The organism is Burkholderia sp. 8Y, assembly GCF_902506145.1.
Classification (GTDB): Bacteria; Pseudomonadota; Gammaproteobacteria; order Burkholderiales; family Burkholderiaceae; genus Caballeronia.
The window spans coordinates 1648313-1668036 of sequence record NZ_LR733519.1 but is presented as its reverse complement, the minus strand read 5'-3'; the positions used below and the strand labels follow the sequence as shown (position 1 = coordinate 1668036).

Below are 19724 nucleotides of genomic sequence, written 5' to 3'. Positions count from 1 at the left end.
ATGTCCGCCAACCACAAGGTGATCTGGTCCGAAGGCATGCTGCTTCAGCCGCAGCATCTGCAACAGCACGACCGCTATGTGCGCGCCCAGCTCGACGCGCGCTGCGCGGCGCTGCGTCCTTACGCGTACGGTTTCTCGGAGCTTGCCGTCGATGCCGGGCAGCTCAAGCTCGGCCGTATCGTGCTCACGCACTGCGCGGGCGTGCTGCCCGACGGCACGCCGTTTCGCCTGCCCGCCGACGACGACCTGCCGCTGCCGCTCGCCGTGCCCGATGACGCACGCGATCTCACCGTCGTGCTGGCGCTGCCGATCGCGCGTCAGGGCGTGCCCGAGGCGACCTTCGGCGGCGAGCCCGTGGCCGGAGCCGGAGCCGGGCGCGAGGGCTTCGCGCGGCATCGCATCGCGGAAACGGAAGTGCAGGACAGCAACGAAGGCGCGACGGGCGCCGCGCTCGTGCAGGTCGGCAAGCTGCAACTGCGCCTCGCATTCGAACAGGACGTGGCGCACGCGCACAGCGCGCTCGGCGTCGCGCGCATCGTCGAGCGCCGCGCGGACAACAGCATCGTACTCGATGCAGCCTACGTGCCGCCGTGCCTCGACTACCGCGTGTCGCGCCGCCTGTGCGCGTTCGTCGATGAACTCGTCGGCCTGATGCACCAGCGCGCCGATGCGCTCGCCGCGCGCCTCGCGCAGCCCGCCGCGACAGGCGCCGCCGAAATCGCGGACTTCCTGCTGCTGCAAGTGCTCAACCGCGCCGAGCCGCTTTTCGCGGCGCTCGCGTCGACGACCGGTCTGCATCCGCATGACCTGCATCAGCACGCGCTGCAACTGGCGGGCGAACTCGCGACCTTCAGCGCGCCGGGCAAGCGCCCCGCGCCGTTTCCGGTCTACCGGCACGAGCGGCTCGATGCCGTGTTCACGCCGCTCGTCGATGCACTGCGCGCCGCGCTCAGCGCCGTGATGGACCCGCATGCGGTGCCCATCGCGCTGGAGGAGCGCAAGTACGGACTGCGCGTGGCCATCGTGCCCGATCGCGATCTGTTTCGGACAGCGAACTTCGTGCTCGCGGTCAAGGCCGATCTCGCGCCCGCCGCGCTGCTCAACGGCTTCGCGCAGCAAGCGAAGCTCGGTCCCGTGGAGCGGATCCGCGATCTCGTCAATCTGCAACTGCCGGGCATCGGCTTGCGCGCATTGCCGGTCGCCCCGCGCCAGTTGCCCTTTCATGCGGGCTTCACGTATTTCGAACTGGACCGCGGCAGCGACCTGTGGAAGCAGTTCGCCGGTTCGGCCGGTGTCGCGCTGCACGTCGCGGGCGACTTCCCCGGCCTCGAACTGGAATTCTGGGCGATCCGCCCATGACCGAGCACACCGCTGATCTTTCTGATCCCGCGAAGGACCCGACCGTGAACGCGCCAACCTTGCCCCATGCCGGCTTCGATCCGGACGAAACCATCCTGATTCCGCAGCCGGGCGGCCGACGCGTCGCGCCGCCGCGCGATGATCCGACGCAGCCCGCGCCTCTCGCGCAGCCCGCCGCGCTCATCGCCGCGACGGGGCTGAATCCGCTCGTGCGCGCGGCCGGCCCGCTGCTGGAACTGGCCGTGCCGTTGCGCACGCGCCCCGCGATGGCGGATATCGAAGCCCTGCGCGCGGAACTCGTGCAGATGGTCCGGCATTTCGAACGCGATGCCCGCGCGAGCGGCATCGGCACCGAAGGGCTCGCGGCGGCGCGCTATTGCCTGTGCACCTGCATCGACGAGGCGATTTCGGGCACGCCGTGGGGCAGCGGCGTGTGGGGCAGCCGCAGTCTGCTCGTGACGTTTCACAACGAAGCGTCGGGCGGCGAGCGGTTTTTCCTGATTCTGCGGACGCTCGCGCAGGAGCCGTCGCGCAACATCGACGTTCTTGAACTACTCTATGTGATTCTTTCGCTCGGATTCGAAGGCCGTTACCGGCTGATCGACGGCGGGCGCAATCAACTGGAGTCGGTTCGCGAACGGCTGGCACGCATGATCCGCGCCGAGCGCGGGGCGTTCGAGGCGGAGCTGTCGCCGCACTGGCGGCCCGTCGAGCGCGCGCGGCCGCCGCTCGCGCAGCGCGTGCCGCCGTGGGTCTATCTGGCGCTCGCGGGCGTGGTGATCGCCGCCACGCATGTCGCGCTCGCGACGAGCCTCAACCGCACGTCCGACCCGCTCTTCGACGCGATGAACCGCATTCGCGTCGCCGCGCCGCCGACGCCCGCGCCCGTGCCGGCGCCGGCTGCCGCGCCGATGCGCGCCGCCGCCGCCTCGCTCTCGACGTTCCTCGCGCCCGAGATCCGGCAAGGGCTCGTCAGCGTGCGCGAGGGCGCGGACCGCTCCATCGTCACGATCAACGGCGACAACCTCTTTGCCTCGGGCAGCGCGACGCTCGACCCGGCGTATGAATCGCTGATCGCGCGTATCGCGGATGCGCTCAGAAGTGTGTCGGGCAAGGTCGTCGTGACCGGGCACACCGACGATCAGCGGCTTTTGTCCACGCGCTATCCGTCCAACTGGCATCTGTCGCAGGCGCGCGCCGAGAGCGTGCAGGCGATGCTCGCCGCGATCACCGGCACGCCCGCGCGCTTCACCGCCGAAGGCCGCGGCGACGCCGAACCGCTCGCGCCCAACGACACGCCCGCGGGCCGCGCGAAAAACCGCCGCGTCGAAATCACGTTGCTTGCGCCGGGCGCGTCCTCGTGATGGCCGCACCCGCAAATCAGGAGACATCGATGAAAAAGATCGCAGGCTGGATGAAGACGCCGCAATGGATCACGCTCGCGGGCGTGGCCGCGCTGCTCGTGCTCGTCTGGTTCGAGGGGCCGCTCGTCGCTTATGCCGGACGCGCGCCGCTGGAGACGCAAAGGAGCCGCTTCATCGCGATGGCGGTTCTCGCGGCGGCGTGGTTCCTCCTCTGGGGCGCGCGACTCGCGGCGGCGCGGCTCGTGAACCGGCGCTTTTTGAGCGATGTCGGCGGCGAAAGCGGCGGAAGCAGCGGAAGCGGCGAGCAGGCGCAGTCCGCTGCGAACGAAGAACTCGCCGCGCTGCGCGAGCGATTCGACGATGCGCTCGCGACGCTGCGCCAGGCGCGCATGAAGGGCGCGAACGGCCGGCAATGGCTCTATCAACTGCCGTGGTACATGTTCATCGGCGCGCCGGGCACGGGCAAGACGACGGCGCTCTCTCACTCGGGCCTGCGCTTTCCGCTGCGCGACAAGCTGGGCGGCGACGCGATCGGCGGTGTCGGCGGAACGCGGCATTGCGACTGGTGGTTCACGGACGACGCCGTGCTTCTCGATACGGCAGGCCGCTTCACGACGCAGGACAGCGACCCGCACGCCGACCAGTCCGCGTGGACCGGCTTCTTGCAACTGCTGCGCAAATACCGGCCGCGCCGTCCGCTCAACGGCGTCATCGTCACGCTGTCGGCGGCGGATCTCATCCGCCAGGACGATGCCGCGCGCGACGCGCACGTCCGCGCCATCCGTGGCCGTCTCAAGGAACTGAACGAGCGGCTCGGCATGCGCTTTCCGGTCTACGTCGTGGTCACGAAATGCGATCTCGTCGCGGGTTTCACCGAGTTCTTCGACGACCTCGGCGAGAAGGAGCGCGCGCAAGTGTGGGGCATCACGTTCCCGTTCGACGAATCCGACAAGCCCGGCAAAGCGGCGGGCGCGCAACAGGCGCTTGCCGCTTTCCCCGCCGAATTCGACGCGCTCGGCGCGCGGCTTCGCGCACGCGTGATCGAGCGCATGCAGCGCGAGACCGACATGACGCGGCGGGCGCGCATCCACGGCTTCGCGCAGCAGTTCGCCGGACTCGAGCCCGCGATCACGCGCTTTCTCGGCGACACGTTTCACGGCACGCGCTTCGAGGCGTCGCCGCTCTTGCGCGGCGTCTATTTCACGAGCGGCACGCAGCACGGCAGGCCCATCGACCGGACGATCAGCGCGCTCGCGCAGTCGCTCGGAACGAAGCGCGACGCCGCGTCGGCCCGCGACGCCTCGGGCCGCGCGTATTTCATCGAGCGGCTGCTGAAGGACGTGGTGTTCGCGGAAGCCGGTCTCGCCGGGGCCAATGCGCGGCTGGAACGGCGTCGCGCGTGGCTGCGGCGCGGCGCGCTCGCGCTCGTCGGCGTGACGCTGGCGCTCGCGCTCGCGGGCATGACCGTGAGCTATCAGCGCAATCGCGCGTTCGTCGCGGATTTCGCGCGGCAGACGGAGCACGTCCGGCAACTGGCGCGCGAGGCAAACGCCAGCAGCGACCCGCTCGCCGTGCTGCCCCTGCTCGACGCGGCGCGCGCGCTGCCCGGCGGTTACGCCGATGCCGGCAAGCCCGTGCCCTGGCTCACGCGGCTCTGGCTGTATCAGGGCGACAAGCTCGGTCAGGAAGCGCGCGTCACCTATCGCCGGCTGCTCGACCAGACTTTGCTGCCGCTCGTCGTGGGCAAGCTGACGCTCGAACTGCGCGACAGCGCCAACGCCAACGCCAACGACGCGCCGGGCGCGGCTGAGTATCGCTATGACGCGCTGCGCACGTATCTGATGCTCGGCGACCCGCATCACTACGACGCGAACGCGGTGCGCGCGCATATGCTCGCGGCGCTGTCGCGCAACGCGAATGCCGGGCAAAAAAGCGCGCTCGACACCCATCTCGCCGCGCTCTTCGACAAGACGCGCTTCGATCCGTCGCTGCCGCTCGACGCCGCGCTCATCAAGGACGCGCGTGCCGCCCTGACGGCGCTGCCGCTGTCGCAGCGCATCGGCAATCGCGTGGATCGCGAACTGACGCAGGCGAATGTCGCCGCGTTCAGCGCGAGCACCGCCGCCGGGCCGAAAGCGCCGCTGCTGCTGCGGCGCGCGAGCGGCGCGTCGCTGACGGACGGCGTCGCGGGCGCCTACACGCGCGCGGGCTATGCGGTTTATCTGCGGCTGCGAGACACGGCGCTCGCCGATGTCGCGGGCGACGCGTGGGTGCTTGGCCGGGACGATCTGCCGCAAACCGCCGACGGCCTCGCGACGTTGCGCGCCGCGCTCGACCAGCGTTATTTCGACGCGGCCATCCGCGCGTGGGACGCCCTGCTCGACGACATCACGACGACGCCCGCCGCGAGCCTCGCGGACAGCGCGCGCATCGCCAACGCGCTGTCCGCGCCGGATTCGCCGCTCGCGCGGCTCATTGTCGCGGCGGCGCGGGAAACGACGCTCGGCGCGTCGCCTGCGACGACCGCGGTCGATGACCACTTCGACGCGCTGCATCGCCTCGCGGGCAAGCCGGGCGATCCGGCATCGCTCGAGCGCGCGTTCGCGCCGCTCAAAGACGCCGCCGTCTATCTCGACGCCGCCGACGCCGCGCGCCGGCTCGGGCAGGCCGCGCCCGCCGGCGATGCGCTCGGCAAGCTGCGGCTCGCCGGCCAGACGAGTCCCGCGCCGCTGACGGCGGTGACGGCGTCGATCGCGGCGGCGGGCACGTCGCTCGTGGAAGGCGGCGAGCGCGCGCGCCTCGTCGCGCAGTGGAACGCGAGCGTCGGCCCGCTCTGCCACAAGGCGCTCGACGGCCGCTATCCGCTCGTGCGGGCGTCCTCGCGCGACGCCGCCGCCGATGACTTCGCCAGGCTCTTCGCGGCGGGCGGCCTTATCGACGACTTCTTTCAGAAGAACCTCGCCGCGCTCGTCGATACGAGCAAGCCGGTGTGGCAATGGCGCGCGGGCGTCTCGCCGGCGGGCCTGCCGCGCGATGCGCTCGCGCAGTTTCAGCGCGCGGCGCAGATTCGCGATGCGTTCTTCGGCGACGGCGGTCGCACGATCGCCGTTCGCTTTCGCGTGAAGGCGCTTGCGCTGGATGCGTCGGTCGCGCACGTGAATGTCGATATCGACGGACAGCAGTTCGCGGTCAGTCCGGACGGCGCGCAGTCGGCGCTGCTGCAATGGCCGGGCAGCAAAAGCACGGGCCGCGCGAGCGCCCAGTTCGATCCGGCCACGAGCGACGCGGCGTTCCAGGCGAGCGGTCCGTGGGCGCTGCTGCATCTGATCGATGCAGGCAAGCTCGATGCGACGCGCGAACCGGACCGCTATACGCTGACGCTGCAATCGGCGGGGCGCCGGGCGGTGCTGGAACTGGATGCGAACAGCGTCGTCAATCCGTTCAGGCGCGCGCCGCTCGAACAATTTCGCTGCCCGGATCTGCTGTGAGGCGGGCACCCGGCGCCCCCGGCGCGGCCGGATGCTTCGGCAAAGTGCGCAGCAACGGCGATTTCGTGATGCGGCGGCTGCCGGCATCGTTCGTCGGGCCGTGGGATGTCATGCTGCAAGCGGGCCTGCTCGCGAGCCGCGACGCGCTCGGTTCCGCCTGGCTCGATGCGTATCTGAACGCGCCGCTCTGGTGCTTCGCGCTGGGCGGCGGGGTCGTCGGCGGCGCGGTGTGGGCGGGCGTGCTGATGCCGAGCGTCGATCGCGCGGGCCGTCATTTTCCGCTGACGATCGCCGCGCCCCTTTCCGCCGATGCCTGCGCCGGCTGGCTGCCGCGCGCCGGCGGCTGGTTCGCGCGATGCCGCGAACTGGCGCTCTCGACGCTCTTGCCGGACGCGCGTCTCGCCGATTTCGACGCGGGTTTGATCGCGCTTTCGGAGACGTCCGGCGAAGGCGATGTGCCGCCGGGCGCGGCGGGCACAGAGGGCGTGTGCGCGTGGTGGCACGAAGGCGAGGTGCGGGTGGTGAGCGGTCTGCCGGACGCGGCGTTCGTGGCGGCGTTGTTCGACGGGCGCGCTTTCTGATCGCCGTCCGTGCAGCCGATCACCACTTTCATGTTGTCCTTGCCGCACGCGGGCGGCTGGTTCGCGCGGAGCGGCGAACTGGCGCTCTCGAAGCTGATGCCGGGCGCGTCTCGCCGATTTCCGTGCCGATCTGATCGCGCTCGCGGAGGTAAGCGGCGAGGGCAATTCGCCGCCGCGTATGGCTGGCGGCTGATGGCGCGAAGGCCCGGCGTGCGGTTTGGCGGACGTCTCTTTCGTAGCGGCGTTGTTCGACGGGCGGGCTTTATAGTCCATTCGCTTAAGCGATCCGCACCGTCGCGTTGTTATTGCCGCGCGCCGGCGGCTCGTTCGCTCGATGTCGCAAACTCGCGCGCTCCGCTCTGACGCCGGACGCGCGCCACGCGGATTCCGGTGCAGATTCGATCGCGCTCGCAAAGCCTAGCGACGAAGACAATGCGCCGCCGTGCATGGCGCGCGGCTGATGCCACGAAGGCCCGGCGCGCGGCCTGCCCAAAGCCGTCCCTCCTACCCGCCTTCCACGCAAGCAATCACCACCGTCACATTGTCCTTACCGCCCGCATCGCATGCGAGTTCGATGAGACGCCGGCACGCCGCCTCCGCCTGCTCAGGCTGCATCTGCGCGAGAACACGCTCGACCTCGTGATGCGGCACCTCGCCGTGCAGACCGTCGCTGCATAGCAAAAAGCGGTCGCCGGGCCGCGCGGCATGCGCCCTGATCTCTGGCGTGATCGACGGCTCTGGACCGAGCGCCTGCAACAGCATGTTGCGCGGCGGCAGATGCTCGAAGTCGCCGGTTTCGAGTGCTTGCTGAAGGAGCGTCTGATCGCGCGTGAGTTGCGCGAGCGCGCCGTCGCGGCAGCGATACAGCCGGCTGTCGCCCACATGAAACGCATAGAGCATCGCGGAGCCGGGCGGCAGCCAGATGCCGGTGACGGTCGTGCCCATCGAACGGTGCGTGCCGATGCCCTCGCGCACATTGATGGCATGCAGCGTCGCGTTGGCGTCGTCGAGCGCGGCGGTGAGCACGCGGGTCGCGTTCAGCGATGCATCGAGCACGGTCGCGTCGGGATCGGCGTCGCGGGTCGCATCGAACGAATGCGCGGTCAGTTCATCGACGGCGCGCGCCAGCGATGCGGTGATGCGCTCCAAGGCAACGGTGCTCGCGCGTGCGCCGAACGCGTGTCCGCCCATGCCGTCCGCGACGGCAAGCAGGCGCGCGTGCGGACTGATCACGAAGCGGTCCTGATTCTCGCGGCGCACGCGGCCGGCATCGGTTGCGCCGAACGCGGACCAGCCGTCGAGACGAACCGGCGCACAGGGTTGCGAAGGCTTGCGATTCATGCGGCGGTCTCCCGGTATCGAGTCAGGACAAGCCGACGTCGCGCGCGAACAGCTCACGGTCGCGCGGGTTCGAAATCGACGCCGCCAGCCGTGCATGCAGCGCGCCGATATCGTGAGCGCGGGCGGCTTCCCGTTTCGCGATGATGAGCGCGATGGGGCCGACATAGACAGCGAGCTTGCGCGCTGCGGCCTGCACATCCTCCGCGGGGAGCGAAGTCGTCTGGCCGTGGCCGGAGCCGGAAACCGAAGCGGCGAGCGAAACATCGCTTCGGAAGGCCGCGATGAATTGCGCCCGCGCTTTCTCCGATGGAATGCTCGGCGCGACGAGCGCGACGAGGGCAGCCAAGTCCGTCGCGCGCTGCGCGCATCGGCGCACGAGGAGCCGCGCGACGGGGCCGATTTGCGCGGCGAGACAGGCTTCGATCTGTCCGAGCGTGCTGTCGGGCCATTGCGTTTGCGATGACGGCAATGACAGCGATGACAGCGATGACAGCGAGCCGTCGGGCGATGGACGCGTGCATGGCGCCGCTCGCGCTTCGAGCACCGTGCAATCGTCATCGCGGCGCGCCGCCGCGCCCGCCGCTTCGAAAAGCGCCTCGGACAGCGCGCTGGCGCTTGCATAGCGCGCTGCGCGCGCCTTGCTGAGCGCGCGCATGAGCACGGCGTCGAGCGCGGGCGGCAACGCGGGGTTGCAGGCCGACGGCAAAGGCGGCGTCTCGTGCATGACCTGCTGCATCACCGCCGCCTGCGACGCGCCCGCGAACGCGCGCTGCCCGGTCAGCATCTGATAGAGAACGACGGCCGCCGAGAACAGATCCGAGCGCGCGTCGATGGCATCGCCCGAGAACTGCTCCGGCGACATATAACCGGGCGTGCCGATCATCGCGCCGACCATCGTCAATGCCGACGATTCCACATGCGCGATGCCGAAGTCCGTCACCTTGAGCCGGCCTTGCTGATCGATCAGCAGATTGGCCGGCTTGACATCGCGATGAATGACGCCGCGTTCGTGCGCGAATCCAAGCGCCGCCAGCAACTGCGCGAACCAGTCGAGCGCCGCCGCGAGATCCGGAATACGCCCGCCTTCGAGCACGCTTTTCAGGCTGCGCCCGCTGACGAGCTCCATCACGATATACGCCGTGTCGGCGGTCTCGCCGTAGTCGTACACGCCGACGATATGCGGATGCGCGAGCCGTCCCGCCGCCTGGGCCTCGTTGCGAAAGCGCGCGATGAGGCTCGCGCGCTCGCCGTTGTCGAGCAATTCGCGGCGCACCGTCTTGATCGCGACGTGCCGCTCGATATCCGGATCGAACGCGCGATAGACGATCCCCATCGCGCCCGCGCCGAGCGTCTCGCCGACGCGGTATTTGCCGAGCGAAGCCACAGGCGGTTCTGTCTGCGCGCTCATGGTTCGCTAGGCCTCGATCATCCTGAACGCCTCGACGAGACTCGTCTTCATGCGCGCGAACGACGCCGCGAGCGAAGCGATTTCATCGCGGCCGTGTTCGTTGAACGTGGCGTCGTCGAGCTGGCCGAGGCTCGCCTGATCGGCGGCGCGCGACAGGGCGCGGATGCGGCGCGTCACGAGCACATGGACCATCGCGTTGAGCGCGAGCAGAAGCAGCGCGAACACGCCGAGCAGCGAGACGAGGAACGTGCGCAGCAACGCATCGCTGCGCGCGACGGGCAAGGCCATCGGCACCGACACGAAATCCGCGCCGATCACTTCGTGCATCGTCCAGTTGAAGCCGTTGTCGGGGCCGTACTTGTCGATCATCGTGCGCGGCGCGCGCGACGGCACGCTGTGGCACTCCATGCACGCGGCGTCGGTGATGCGGTTCGGGCGCGCGATATACAGCGTCTTGCCCGTCGGGGTATCGCGCAGTCCGACGACTTCCTTGAGTTCCGGCTTGTCGTGCAGATGGCGAATGACATCCGTTTCCCAATCCGATGGCCGGTCTCGCGGGTTGGTCGGATTGAGCATCGTCGAACGATACGCGTAGCCGGACAGGTGCTTCTCCAGCGCCATCAGCGTCTCGACAGCCGAAAACGCCGGCACCGATTGCGGCACGAAGCCGTATTTGAGCTGCGTTTGAAGCAGCGGCGTGATCTGCGTCGCCGTGTAGTTCTGCGACGCGCTCGCCGCTTCCATGAGCACACGCGCGTTTTGCACGGTTTCGTCGATCGCCGCGCGGCGCAGCAACTCGCGCGCGGCAAGCCCCGCCGAGACGAAGCCGATCACGAAGACCGCGAGAAACACGAGGTTGAACTTGACAGCAAGCGACAGTCTCATGATGCGTCCTCGGTGGTCGTGGCTTCGATGGGTACGTTGATGCGCGCGCGTGGCGGCGCGGGAGGCGGGCAGAGCACGCGCCGCCATTCGGGCAGATCGCGCAGGTGTTGCTGCATTTGCGAGCGAAACGGCTGCGTTTGCGCGAGCGGCCGAAAGCGCGCGACGAACGTGCGGCGCAATGGGAACGATGTCGTCAGCCAGTCGCCGATGTCCGCATACGAGGCCGTGTGGTCGTCTACCAGCGGTTTGTCCTTCGCCGCCGCGCGTCGAACGATGGCGCCGAGCGGATCGCGAAACGGCATCGGCATGGCGGCGATGAAACCGGGCGTGGGACCGGGTTGCGTCGCGAGCGGTTTGCCGGCGTCGTCCTTCGCGCGTTGCACGTAGCGTTCGGCGGAAAGAAGCTGCGGATGCTGCCCGCGCCCGGACAAAGACAACGTGATGCTGCCGTTCTCCACGAAGAGCGAGACCGCGTCCGTGTCCGCGTGAACGACGGCGGCGCCGTCGGAGAGGACCGCGTGCCATGCGGTCGTCTCGATCGACAACGCACTCGATTGCAGCGCATGCGTGCGCGTGACCTTGATCCAGCCGCCGAGCAGCGCGAGCGAATCCGTTGCCGTCGTGGCATCGATAGCAAGGCGCGTATCGGCGGCGAGCGCGGCGATAGCGCCGTCGCCGTACTCGATTTGCGCGCCCGCTTGCGGACCGGTCGCGAGCAGATCGCCGGGTTCGAGCGCGACGGGTGCATTCACCCGATACACGGTCGTTGCGCGAATCAGCGTGACGGCGCCTTCGGGCAGCAGCATCGCGTTCGCGGCATGAGCAGTCTCAGGCGCGCAGAGGCACGCGAGCGACAGAGAGGCGAGCAGCCATCGCAGGGCAGCGCGAGCGTTCATCGTCGTCACTCGCTAGGCGTTGAGAAAACCGAGGACGGCCTTGCGGAGCTTCAAGTCCCAGGTCTGTTCTTCGGTGTGACTCACGGCGAACTTCAGCAAGCTCTGGATCATCGGGTCTTTCGACTTGAACGTGAAGCCCGAATCGCTCAGATACTCGGCGCCCCATATCTTGAGACCGTCGATGTACCGGCAGCCCGACGCGAACGCCGCTTCGCTGATGACCGTCTCGTCGTCCTTGAACATCGCGAGAAAATGCATCTTGTCGCCGCAAATGCCCGAGTTCAGCGTGAGCACCGAGAGCGCCGGTATCGAGACGGCGTAGCCCTTGTACCAGCTATTGAAGGCAACGGGCCGGGTATGAAGCGCGTCGCGTTCCATGCGCGCCTGCCAGTGCTTCTTGGCAAGCTCGCAGAACCGCTTGATGCGCCTGATCTCCACCAGCTTCCAGATGGTCTTCGCAAGCGTCTCGACGATGGACACGACCACATCGACGATGGTCGAGGCGCCCTGGCTCGCGAACTGCATGCCGAGACTCGCGCCGCCCTTGACGAGGTCGTACACGCCCGCGCCGATGGACAGCTTCATCGCGCGACGGATGGCCTCGATGATGGTCCCCGGATGGCCCGCGAGCACTTGCACGTCGCGTCCGGCCACCCATTCGCGGTACTTGGTGATGCTGCTGTCGACCGTGTTGGCGATGCCCTTCGCAATGTCGAGGCCCGCGCCGATGAACGGCGCGACGCTCGCGAAGAGCTTCTCGCACAACGTGTTCACGAGCTTGCGCAAAAGTCCAGGCATGGTGTCGAGCGCGAAGCCGCCCGGGTCGTTGCGAATGTCGGTCACTTTCTCGCGAATCGTCTCCCAGAGCTTCTTCGCGGCTTCTTCTACTTTGGCGCGGATCGATTCGTAGAGCCGCCGCGCCGCGCTGCCGAGCGCGGGCAGGCTCACGGTGCTGTTATTCAGCTCGTTGGCATCGACACGTTTCTGGCCCTTGTGCTTCTTGATCTTCTTCTGTACCTGTTCGAGCGCGACGGACGCCGACTTCTGCACGAGACTGTTGTCGAGCACTTCAGCGGCGCGCGCCGCCGCGAGGTTCGACTCGGGCGCGAGACCGAGACCCGCATTCGTGACTTCGAACGCGCCGTCGAGCAGCACCTGGAACGTGTCGTCCTCGATCTCCAGATTGCCGAAGAGATACAGCACGCCCAGCCGCGAATTGATGAGCGCGGGCGTCATGAAGTCCATCGCGCCAGCGGCGGCATCGGTGTCGCCTTGACCGCGCAGTTGCCTGTCGAGAATAGTGAAGTAGTCCGAATCGTTGCGCGAATTGCTTTTCCATGCATCGCCGGGTCCGACGGATGCCTTCCAGTTCTCGAACGCGTTGACGAGTTCGTGGAAGCGGTAGGTCGTGCGATCGCGTTCGTACTGAAGTATCTGTTCGTCGAGGCGCTTGAGCGCCGCGCTGCGCATCTGCACGCGCGATGACGTTTTGCGCATCCACTTCTCGTACGGGACGGTGACGGGCAGCCGGGCGTAGGAATAAGGCATGAATAGTCTCCCTGCGGTTCAACGGAGAAACGCGTCGCGCATTCAGCACCAGGTGATCTGGTTCAACTCGACGTAATGTGTTTCGATCAGGCGGCCACTGCGGCTGCGCACGTCGACGCGATAGAAGCAGCCGAGGTTGAAGAAGCTCTGATCCATGACATAGATGGCGCGGTGCATGACTGTCTCCGTTTGCGTTCGTTGCGGCTGCCTTCGCTACGAAAACAACGGGCGCGGCGCATTTGTTCCGCGCCCGGCGGGGAGAATATTTCTGCGAGGAGAGGGAATAGAGGCGCGATGTGGAGTGTTCGGCGCACTCGTCGGGCGACAGAAAGAGGCGTGCACGAGCCGCGTGAACGGTCGTGCGACGGGAGCTTCAGGACACCGACACGCCGAGCAAATGACCGACGCCGAAAGTGAATGCGGCGGCGGCGAGCCCGATCAAAATCTGGCGCGCTGCCGAAAAGATCGTGCTTCGGCCGTTGAAGAGAGACGTGAACATGCCGATGGCGGCAAGCGCGAGAATGCTCAATGCAATGCATTGAATGATTGCCGGCCTGCCCGACGACCACAAGAACGGCATAGCAGGAAAAACGGCGCCAGCCGAGAAAAGGACAAACGATACCGCCGCCGCGGACCACGGGTTGCCGCCCATTTCGGCTGGATCGATGCCAAGCTCCTCGCGCGTCAAGGCATCGAGTGCCTTGTCCTTGTCGCGCATGATTTGCGAGGCGACGCGGCTCGCCTCTTCACCATCGAGACCTTTGGCGCGATAGATCATGCGCAGCTCGTGTTCTTCCGCCTCCGGCGTGTGTTCGAGTTCATCCGCTTCTCTTTGAATCTGGGTCCGGGCGAGCTCGCGCGCATTCGTGACCGACAGCCACTCGCCAAGCGCCATCGAACACGCCCCCGCGATGATTCCTGCGAGCGCAGTCAATAGAATGGCTCGGTTCTGCGTGCCCGCGCCGGCAACGCCCATGATGAGGCAGAAGTTGGACACGAGACCATCGTTGGCGCCGAGCACCGCCGCGCGAAGGTCATTGCCCGACGAGACGCCCCGGTGCCATGACTCCGCATCGGCAATGTCGGCGCCTTTTGTCGCGGCTTTTTTTCCCTCGTTGGCTAGCGACTGAACGACATTCGCGTGACGGTGTTCGTCGGCGGACATGGTTGCCGTGTCGGGATTGCCGGCGTATTTGTTTCGGTCCGCGAATTCGGATGCCGCAAGCGTCGGGAGGACGAAACGCGCGCCGAACACATGAACGAGTCCTTTCATCAAGGCGGTTTTGAAAGCCGGTCCCGTGCGGGCGTTTTGATGATTGGCCCTGAGTTTGTCGGCCCACACTTGCGCATGCTGCTTTTCAGACGCCGCCAGTTCCGCGAAAATGCGCTTGCGGTCGGCGCGCGCTTCGACGCGGGAAAGTGTTTCGTAAAGTGCCGCGCTGTGCAGTTCATCGGCGAGGTTGGCCCGATACCGCTTCAGTTCTTGTTTTGATGCCATATGGGTGTGCCTGCGGATCAGAAGCACAACTGTATCGCCAGCTTGCAGCGCGAGCGGCAAAAGCCCTCAACTCTGCAATGACCAAGAATGGCAATGGTTTGCATTCGTGCAAGCATGCAGCTATCGCGTTAAGCAACGCTTAAGTTCGGCGGGCTCAGACTGAACGGCCATGGCAGTGCCATTGCGGGAGCGTCCCGGCTTATCTGCTATCTTGCGTATGCCGTGAGGCTGGCGCCAGTCACGCTTAGGCGACAAATCCCGATTCGCACGGTGGCCGTTTCTTGAACTCCTGGCCGTGCTTCACCACTAAACCATGATTAACTCGAGCGGCTGATTGCCGACCACTGAACGATGCAACGCAAGCAACCTTCTGATTCCGCTAAAGCGGCCACGCGAATCGCGGCCGGCGACGACAGAACGTCTTACGACACGATGTCCATCGCGCTTCATTGGCTGACCGTGATACTCGTGCTGGCCCAATTCATCCTGTCTCAGGTGTGGGGGTTCACGCCCCGTCCGACGCGGCATGTTTTGATCGTCACGCACATGTCTTTCGGCATCCTGCTGTCGGCAGTCATCATCGTGCGCATTCTGTGGCGCGTGTCGCCTCGACATCAGGCGCCGGTTGCATCGGCCGGATGGATCGAGCTTGCGGCCAAGGGCGTTCACTATCTGCTTTATGCATTACTCGTTTCCGAAGCCGTGCTCGGGTTCGTGCTGCGGTGGTCAGGGGACGAGTCGATGAGCTTTTTCGGGCTGCTGATACCGCCGCCGTTCGCGCCATTTAGCAAGGCGGCGCATCACACCATCGGGGAAGCGCACGAATTCATCGGCTGGACGATCATCGTCCTGGCGGCGGCGCACGCGGCGGCGGCGCTGTTCCATCACTTCGTGGTGCGCGATACGGTGCTGGTCCGCATGCTGCCGGGACTGAAGCGGCGCGGCCTCTAATACTGCTGGAGCTTAGGGCCCCGCCATGGAACAGGACTGGCCCGGCGCTTCAACCCGCACCGTTTCTCCGCCGCTTCGTGCAACGGCGGCATATAGCGGCGGGCCGCGTCCGCGAAGCTCACGGCCCGCGACATAAACACCACGTACAAGCTTCGCATCGGATCCCGCGGGGCGGGAAAATGGCCCGTAGGGGAACGCAGCGCCGCGTGCATGCATCGAGAGTTGCGCTCAACCTACGATCGATGAGATAGCGCAATGGCGAACAGGCCACACGTCCCGACGACGTACAAGACAAGCACTGTCAGGGAATCGACGCCCATGCCCAGCACTTTTCGTTTAGGTCGAAAAATCAGCCCGGCCAGATACACGCTCGTGAGCAAGACGCCAAGGCCAGCGAGATAAATGTCGGTCTTTTGCGCCTGCGGGAGCACGGCCTTGCCGGACACGACTGTCGCAAGCAGAAAGAGAACGGGCAAGAATGCGTTGCCGCCGAAGATGTCGCTCACCGCGAGTTGAAAATCACCCGCCTTTGCCGAGGTGAGTCCGGTAGACACTTCGGGAAGCGAGGTCGCTGCCGCGAGCACGGTCGCACCGAAGAGAACGCCCGTCATCCCGATGTGCTTCGCGATGGCGTCGCCGCAGCGTTCCAGCACCACTCCAGCCACAAGCGTCACGACTGCCGCGATGACAAAAACGAAAACGGTTTTACCCGTGCTCACGCCGCTTCGGTTGGCGTTATCGTTCTTCTGGGATTGAGAATGCCCCTTCGGCTTGTCTTGCGTGTCAGGCGCGTTTCCCGCCTTGTCTTGCCACGGCAGCCCTCGGTTCGCTACGCCGATGAGCCAGACACCGACCAGCCAGAACGCGGTGATCAGCACGGCAACAGGCGTAAGCCGCGCGGCGATCAACGAGGCCGGCATCTGCGTGCCCATGATCGAGACGATCAGCACTGCGACGACCACAAGTCCTTCGATCACTAGCGTGAGGCTCGCCGCCTTGTACATGAGCGGCGGATTCCCGCGCATACCGAACGCGTCGATGATGACGAGGACCACCGTCTGGATCGCGATGCCGCCCAGAATGTTACCCACCGCAACGCCCATGTTGTTCGACGCGGCTGCACTCACCGTAATGGCGATTTCGGGAAGGTTGGTCGCAATCGCCAGAAGGATGACACCACCAAGAGCCTGGCCTAAGCCGAACCGCGTTGCCAGTATGTCTGTCGTATCCGACAGCCTGATCCCGGCGAACCACACGGCACCGGCGGCACCCGCAAAAATGGCAAACAGTGCGATGAGTGGCAGCGCGTCGAACATGGTGTCTCCCGAATCGTGGCTTTTGGTCCGCATAACAACCGCACGACGCATAGCGGTCGAACAGCGCGGCCAACAGGTCAATTGACGCAAGAGAGAGGCCAAACCCGTCCTATCTGACGATCGTCCTGACGACGGGGGAATCAGTGAGCGGCGACTCGGTCGTGGGCTTGGAAAACATTGAAAACCTATTCACGTACTGGAACTGCGCCGATCGTGATGAGTAACTTCAGCGCCGCCATCGAACGCGCTCCATTGCTGCTCCATGCGTTCGGCAAAATCTTCCGTGGACACCGTGCCGATGACCCGCTTGCAATAGACGCGGACCGTCTTCCGTCGAGGACAACCGGAGACAACCTCCGCTAGTAAGTAACTATTACGTCCTCGATAGAAATACCGCAAGCCTGACGTCAAGCCTGCCTACTTTCTGCCGATAGTCTTACAGGTAAGCGACAAGCACAACGATTCGACTCCGACAGGCGATCCCTGGAGGATGTGAGCAACGGCGACCGGCCGCGCGCCCCGCAGCAAGTGAGTTCGTCTTCCTCGCAAGATGTCTTGAACAACAGATCCCCGAATTAAAAAATGAACCTTCACAATCTTAGGGTCGGCGTTCGCCTGACCATCGGCTTCGGCGTCGTCGTCGCCATGCTCCTTTTGATCGCGGCGATCAACTTTTTCAACATGCGTGGTCTGAACAGCGAGATCACTCTGATAACCGATGACCGCATGGTCAAGGCTGCGGAGGTCACGAAAGCGAAAGACGCTGCCAATCAGACCGTGCTGCGTTTGCAACGCGCTGCGATCACGGGGCGGGTCGAGGACGTCGAGGCCATGAAAGCCGGCATTCTCGAAGGCTCGAAAGCGATATCCCAGCGCCTCGAACATGTCGATCGAATGATCACCTCGCCGCGCGGGCGCGAACTGTTCAACGCGCTCGTAGAGGCGCGTGCGCGCTACACCGCTGCACGCGTCGAAACGATCGGCTTCATGACGGCAGGCAAGATCGAGGAGGCTCGGGCGGATATCACCGGGGCGCTCGCAGACGCGCAGAACAAATACTTCGCTGCGTTGGACGCGCTCGTCGGATATCAGTTCGAACTGGTCGACGAGTCCGCCAAGGAGGCCCATAGCGCCTACGATCGCGCCGTTGCGCTTTCGTTCGGGGCGACCATTGCGGCTGCGCTCGTCGCCATCGCCGCCATGCTGATCATCACGCGCTCGGTGACGAAGCCACTCGGCAACGCGCTCGAAGCAATGAAGGCGCTGGAGCGCGGCGATCTCATGCACGAGGTGCACGTCGTTGGCCGAGACGAACTGGCGACGTTGATGCTGGCTGTACAAGCGGCGTTCGCCAGACTGTCCTCGCTCGCCAACGGGATCAAAGAGTCGGTGGACGTCATTCGAACCGCGTCGGGGGAGATCGCCGCGGGAAGCACGGACCTGTCGTCGCGCACGGAACAGCAAGCCGCCTCATTGGAAGAAACCGCGGCCAGCATGGAAGAGTTGACCGCGACGGTCAAGCAGAACGCGGAAAACGCGAAACAGGCCAGCGGCCTCGCGGACAACGCGAGCGTGGTTGCGAACGAGGGCAGCGCAATCGTCAGTCAGGTCGTGGACACCATGACCGGTATTGAAGACAGCTCGGCGAAGATCGCGGAAATCATCGGCATGATCGAAGGCATCGCATTTCAGACGAACATCCTCGCGCTGAACGCCGCGGTTGAAGCTGCACGAGCCGGTGAACAAGGCCGGGGCTTTGCCGTGGTGGCGAGCGAAGTGCGCAGCCTCGCGCAGCGTTCGTCGGCCGCCGCCAAGGAAATCAAGGAACTGATCGAGACGTCCGGCAATCGCGTTCAGGCAGGAACGGAGCTGGTCGCAAGGGCAGGCGACACGATGCAGCGCGTCGGCACCGCGATCCAGCGCGTCACCGACATCATGGGCGAGATTGCATCGGCTTCGAACGAACAGAGCCGCGGCATCGAGCAAGTGAATCAGGCTATCTCGCAGATGGACGAGGTCACGCAACAAAACGCGGCGCTCGTTGAAGAAGCAGCGGCAGCGGCGGGGTCGATGGAAGACCAGGCGAAGCAACTGACCGCCGCCGTTTCCGTGTTCCGCACGGCGCAAACGCTCGCCGTCCCGACGTTCAACAGCTACGCGCCGCAGACGACGCGACACGCGCCGGTGAAAAGAGCGCCAGCGACCACGCGTGCGGCGAAACCAGCGGTCCCTGCGCCGGTAGCGGTGGCCGCGGCGGCTGATGGCGACTGGTCGACGTTTTGAGGTTGGGGGTGTCTCCGTGCCGCTTGCGAACCCGCCCCTGAGTACGGAGCCGCCTGCTCACGACATTCCGCCTTGCAATGCGGTGCGCCACGGCGAGTTCCTTATCCGCAATGAGCTGGGTGACATGATCAAGCAACTGCACGAACTTCGCCGTCGGCTGGCGGAAATCGAGGGCGACCATGCGCAAGAGGCGGTCGAGGCCGTCATCAGGGCTTGTTCCGAACTCGACGAATTTCTGCGGTCGAATGGCAGTTCGCCCGAAGGCGCGGTCACGAAAAGCTGAACGTTAGGGTTACTAAGTATAGGTCACCGACCGGAAGTGTGCTCGCTGCAGCCGTAAAGTAAAACGACAAAGAAGGATTCACAGATGGGAAAGACGGATATGCGTTTGCTGATAGTCGATGACCTAACCACCATGCGCACTTTGATTCGGAAGATGCTCAAGGCGATCGGTTACACGATCATCGAAGAAGCAGTCGATGGTGTTTCCGCGCTCGAAAAGCTTAAAGCGCAGCGGTTCGACCTGGTCATCACTGATTGGAACATGCCCAACATGGACGGGCTGACTCTCTTGCAGGAGATTCGCAAGTCGGAGGATCACGCTGACGTCCCGGTGCTGATGGTGACGGCCGAGAAGAAGCGCGAAAACGTGATAGCCGCGATTCGCGCGGGTGCTAACGTAAGCGGCCAGCGAACCCGTCTTGACGAACGATGGATTACTCGACAGGCGCGAGAGGCTGCCAGTTATGAGGCAGCAATGTTGCGATGTCGCTTGCTTTGTGGGCCGGGAGGCGAGTCAGAATGTN

The 19724-nt window shown here is 65.7% G+C and carries 15 protein-coding genes and 1 pseudogene; 8 read left to right on the top strand and 8 right to left on the bottom strand.

Going from position 1 to position 19724, the window contains the following annotated elements:
- The 4 genes from tssK to tagF are packed head-to-tail and all read left to right on the top strand — an operon-like array spanning position 1 to position 6792.
- On the top strand, positions 1–1359 hold the full coding sequence (tssK, locus tag GV035_RS07245) for a type VI secretion system baseplate subunit TssK (RefSeq protein WP_159834282.1): 1359 nt from the start codon (positions 1–3) through the stop codon (positions 1357–1359).
- A complete protein-coding gene (gene tssL / locus GV035_RS07240; protein WP_201303926.1) occupies positions 1356–2723 on the top strand; it encodes a type VI secretion system protein TssL, long form in 1368 nt (455 codons plus the stop codon). Before tssK ends, tssL begins: the two co-directional genes overlap by 4 nt.
- A gap of 29 nt (positions 2724–2752) precedes the next feature.
- Positions 2753–6211 (top strand): type VI secretion system membrane subunit TssM, encoded by a 3459-nt coding sequence (gene tssM, locus GV035_RS07235; RefSeq protein ID WP_201303925.1) that lies wholly within the window; start codon positions 2753–2755, stop codon positions 6209–6211.
- A complete protein-coding gene (gene tagF / locus GV035_RS07230) occupies positions 6208–6792 on the top strand; it encodes a type VI secretion system-associated protein TagF (protein ID WP_236572476.1) in 585 nt (194 codons plus the stop codon). Before tssM ends, tagF begins: the two co-directional genes overlap by 4 nt.
- 504 nt (positions 6793–7296) lie before the next feature.
- On the opposite strand, the gene GV035_RS07225 is transcribed toward tagF, so the two are convergent.
- The 7 genes from GV035_RS07225 to GV035_RS07200 form a co-directional block, all read right to left on the bottom strand.
- Entirely contained in the window at positions 7297–8133 is an 837-nt protein-coding gene (locus GV035_RS07225) for a PP2C family protein-serine/threonine phosphatase (protein ID WP_159834281.1), read from the bottom strand.
- A 22-nt stretch (positions 8134–8155) separates the two neighbouring features.
- Positions 8156–9541 (bottom strand): serine/threonine-protein kinase, encoded by a 1386-nt coding sequence (locus tag GV035_RS07220; RefSeq protein ID WP_159834280.1) that lies wholly within the window; start codon positions 9539–9541, stop codon positions 8156–8158.
- A gap of 6 nt (positions 9542–9547) precedes the next feature.
- A complete protein-coding gene (locus GV035_RS07215) occupies positions 9548–10426 on the bottom strand; it encodes a c-type heme family protein (protein WP_159834279.1) in 879 nt (292 codons plus the stop codon).
- Positions 10423–11322 carry a FecR domain-containing protein gene (locus GV035_RS07210; RefSeq protein ID WP_159834278.1) on the bottom strand — a complete coding sequence of 300 codons (900 nt, stop codon included), beginning with the start codon at positions 11320–11322 and terminating at the stop codon, positions 10423–10425. Before GV035_RS07210 ends, GV035_RS07215 begins: the two co-directional genes overlap by 4 nt.
- 12 nt (positions 11323–11334) lie before the next feature.
- Positions 11335–12870: a hypothetical protein gene (locus tag GV035_RS07205; protein ID WP_159834277.1), complete on the bottom strand. Its 1536-nt coding sequence runs from the start codon at positions 12868–12870 to the stop codon at positions 11335–11337.
- A 42-nt stretch (positions 12871–12912) separates the two neighbouring features.
- Positions 12913–13047 (bottom strand): hypothetical protein, encoded by a 135-nt coding sequence (locus GV035_RS29705; protein ID WP_256465423.1) that lies wholly within the window; start codon positions 13045–13047, stop codon positions 12913–12915.
- A gap of 196 nt (positions 13048–13243) precedes the next feature.
- Complete coding sequence (locus GV035_RS07200) at positions 13244–14368, bottom strand: VIT1/CCC1 transporter family protein (protein WP_159834276.1); 1125 nt, start codon at positions 14366–14368, stop codon at positions 13244–13246.
- A gap of 432 nt (positions 14369–14800) precedes the next feature.
- Between GV035_RS07200 and GV035_RS07195 the strand changes: the two genes are divergently transcribed.
- The gene (locus GV035_RS07195) at positions 14801–15319 is read left to right on the top strand and encodes a cytochrome b (RefSeq protein WP_236572475.1); all 519 of its coding nucleotides are present in this window, start codon (positions 14801–14803) and stop codon (positions 15317–15319) included.
- Between the two features lie 233 nt (positions 15320–15552).
- On the opposite strand, the gene GV035_RS07190 is transcribed toward GV035_RS07195, so the two are convergent.
- Positions 15553–16635 (bottom strand): sodium:calcium antiporter, encoded by a 1083-nt coding sequence (locus tag GV035_RS07190; protein WP_159834274.1) that lies wholly within the window; start codon positions 16633–16635, stop codon positions 15553–15555.
- Positions 16636–17217: 582 nt separating this feature from the next.
- Between GV035_RS07190 and GV035_RS29830 the strand changes: the two genes are divergently transcribed.
- The 3 genes and pseudogenes from GV035_RS29830 to GV035_RS07175 form a co-directional block, all read left to right on the top strand.
- The gene (locus GV035_RS29830; RefSeq protein ID WP_159834273.1) at positions 17218–18918 is read left to right on the top strand and encodes a methyl-accepting chemotaxis protein; all 1701 of its coding nucleotides are present in this window, start codon (positions 17218–17220) and stop codon (positions 18916–18918) included.
- Positions 18919–18934: 16 nt separating this feature from the next.
- A complete protein-coding gene (locus GV035_RS07180; protein WP_159834272.1) occupies positions 18935–19201 on the top strand; it encodes a hypothetical protein in 267 nt (88 codons plus the stop codon).
- 84 nt (positions 19202–19285) lie between these two features.
- Positions 19286–19723 (top strand): annotated as a pseudogene (locus GV035_RS07175) (response regulator); the annotation flags it as partial.
- Between the last annotated feature and the right edge of the window lies 1 nt (position 19724).

Coding starts and splice junctions, on each gene's coding strand:
- tssK (WP_159834282.1), top strand. CDS start 1: ATGTCCGCCAACCACAAGGTGATCTGGTCCGAAGGCATGCTGCTTCAG.
- GV035_RS07215 (WP_159834279.1), bottom strand. CDS start 10,426: ATGAGACTGTCGCTTGCTGTCAAGTTCAACCTCGTGTTTCTCGCGGTC.
- GV035_RS07210 (WP_159834278.1), bottom strand. CDS start 11,322: ATGAACGCTCGCGCTGCCCTGCGATGGCTGCTCGCCTCTCTGTCGCTC.
- GV035_RS07220 (WP_159834280.1), bottom strand. CDS start 9,541: ATGAGCGCGCAGACAGAACCGCCTGTGGCTTCGCTCGGCAAATACCGC.
- GV035_RS29830 (WP_159834273.1), top strand. CDS start 17,218: ATGAACCTTCACAATCTTAGGGTCGGCGTTCGCCTGACCATCGGCTTC.
- GV035_RS07225 (WP_159834281.1), bottom strand. CDS start 8,133: ATGAATCGCAAGCCTTCGCAACCCTGTGCGCCGGTTCGTCTCGACGGC.
- tssM (WP_201303925.1), top strand. CDS start 2,753: ATGAAAAAGATCGCAGGCTGGATGAAGACGCCGCAATGGATCACGCTC.
- GV035_RS07200 (WP_159834276.1), bottom strand. CDS start 14,368: ATGGCATCAAAACAAGAACTGAAGCGGTATCGGGCCAACCTCGCCGAT.
- GV035_RS07190 (WP_159834274.1), bottom strand. CDS start 16,635: ATGTTCGACGCGCTGCCACTCATCGCACTGTTTGCCATTTTTGCGGGT.
- GV035_RS29705 (WP_256465423.1), bottom strand. CDS start 13,047: ATGCACCGCGCCATCTATGTCATGGATCAGAGCTTCTTCAACCTCGGC.
- tssL (WP_201303926.1), top strand. CDS start 1,356: ATGACCGAGCACACCGCTGATCTTTCTGATCCCGCGAAGGACCCGACC.
- GV035_RS07205 (WP_159834277.1), bottom strand. CDS start 12,870: ATGCCTTATTCCTACGCCCGGCTGCCCGTCACCGTCCCGTACGAGAAG.
- GV035_RS07195 (WP_236572475.1), top strand. CDS start 14,801: ATGTCCATCGCGCTTCATTGGCTGACCGTGATACTCGTGCTGGCCCAA.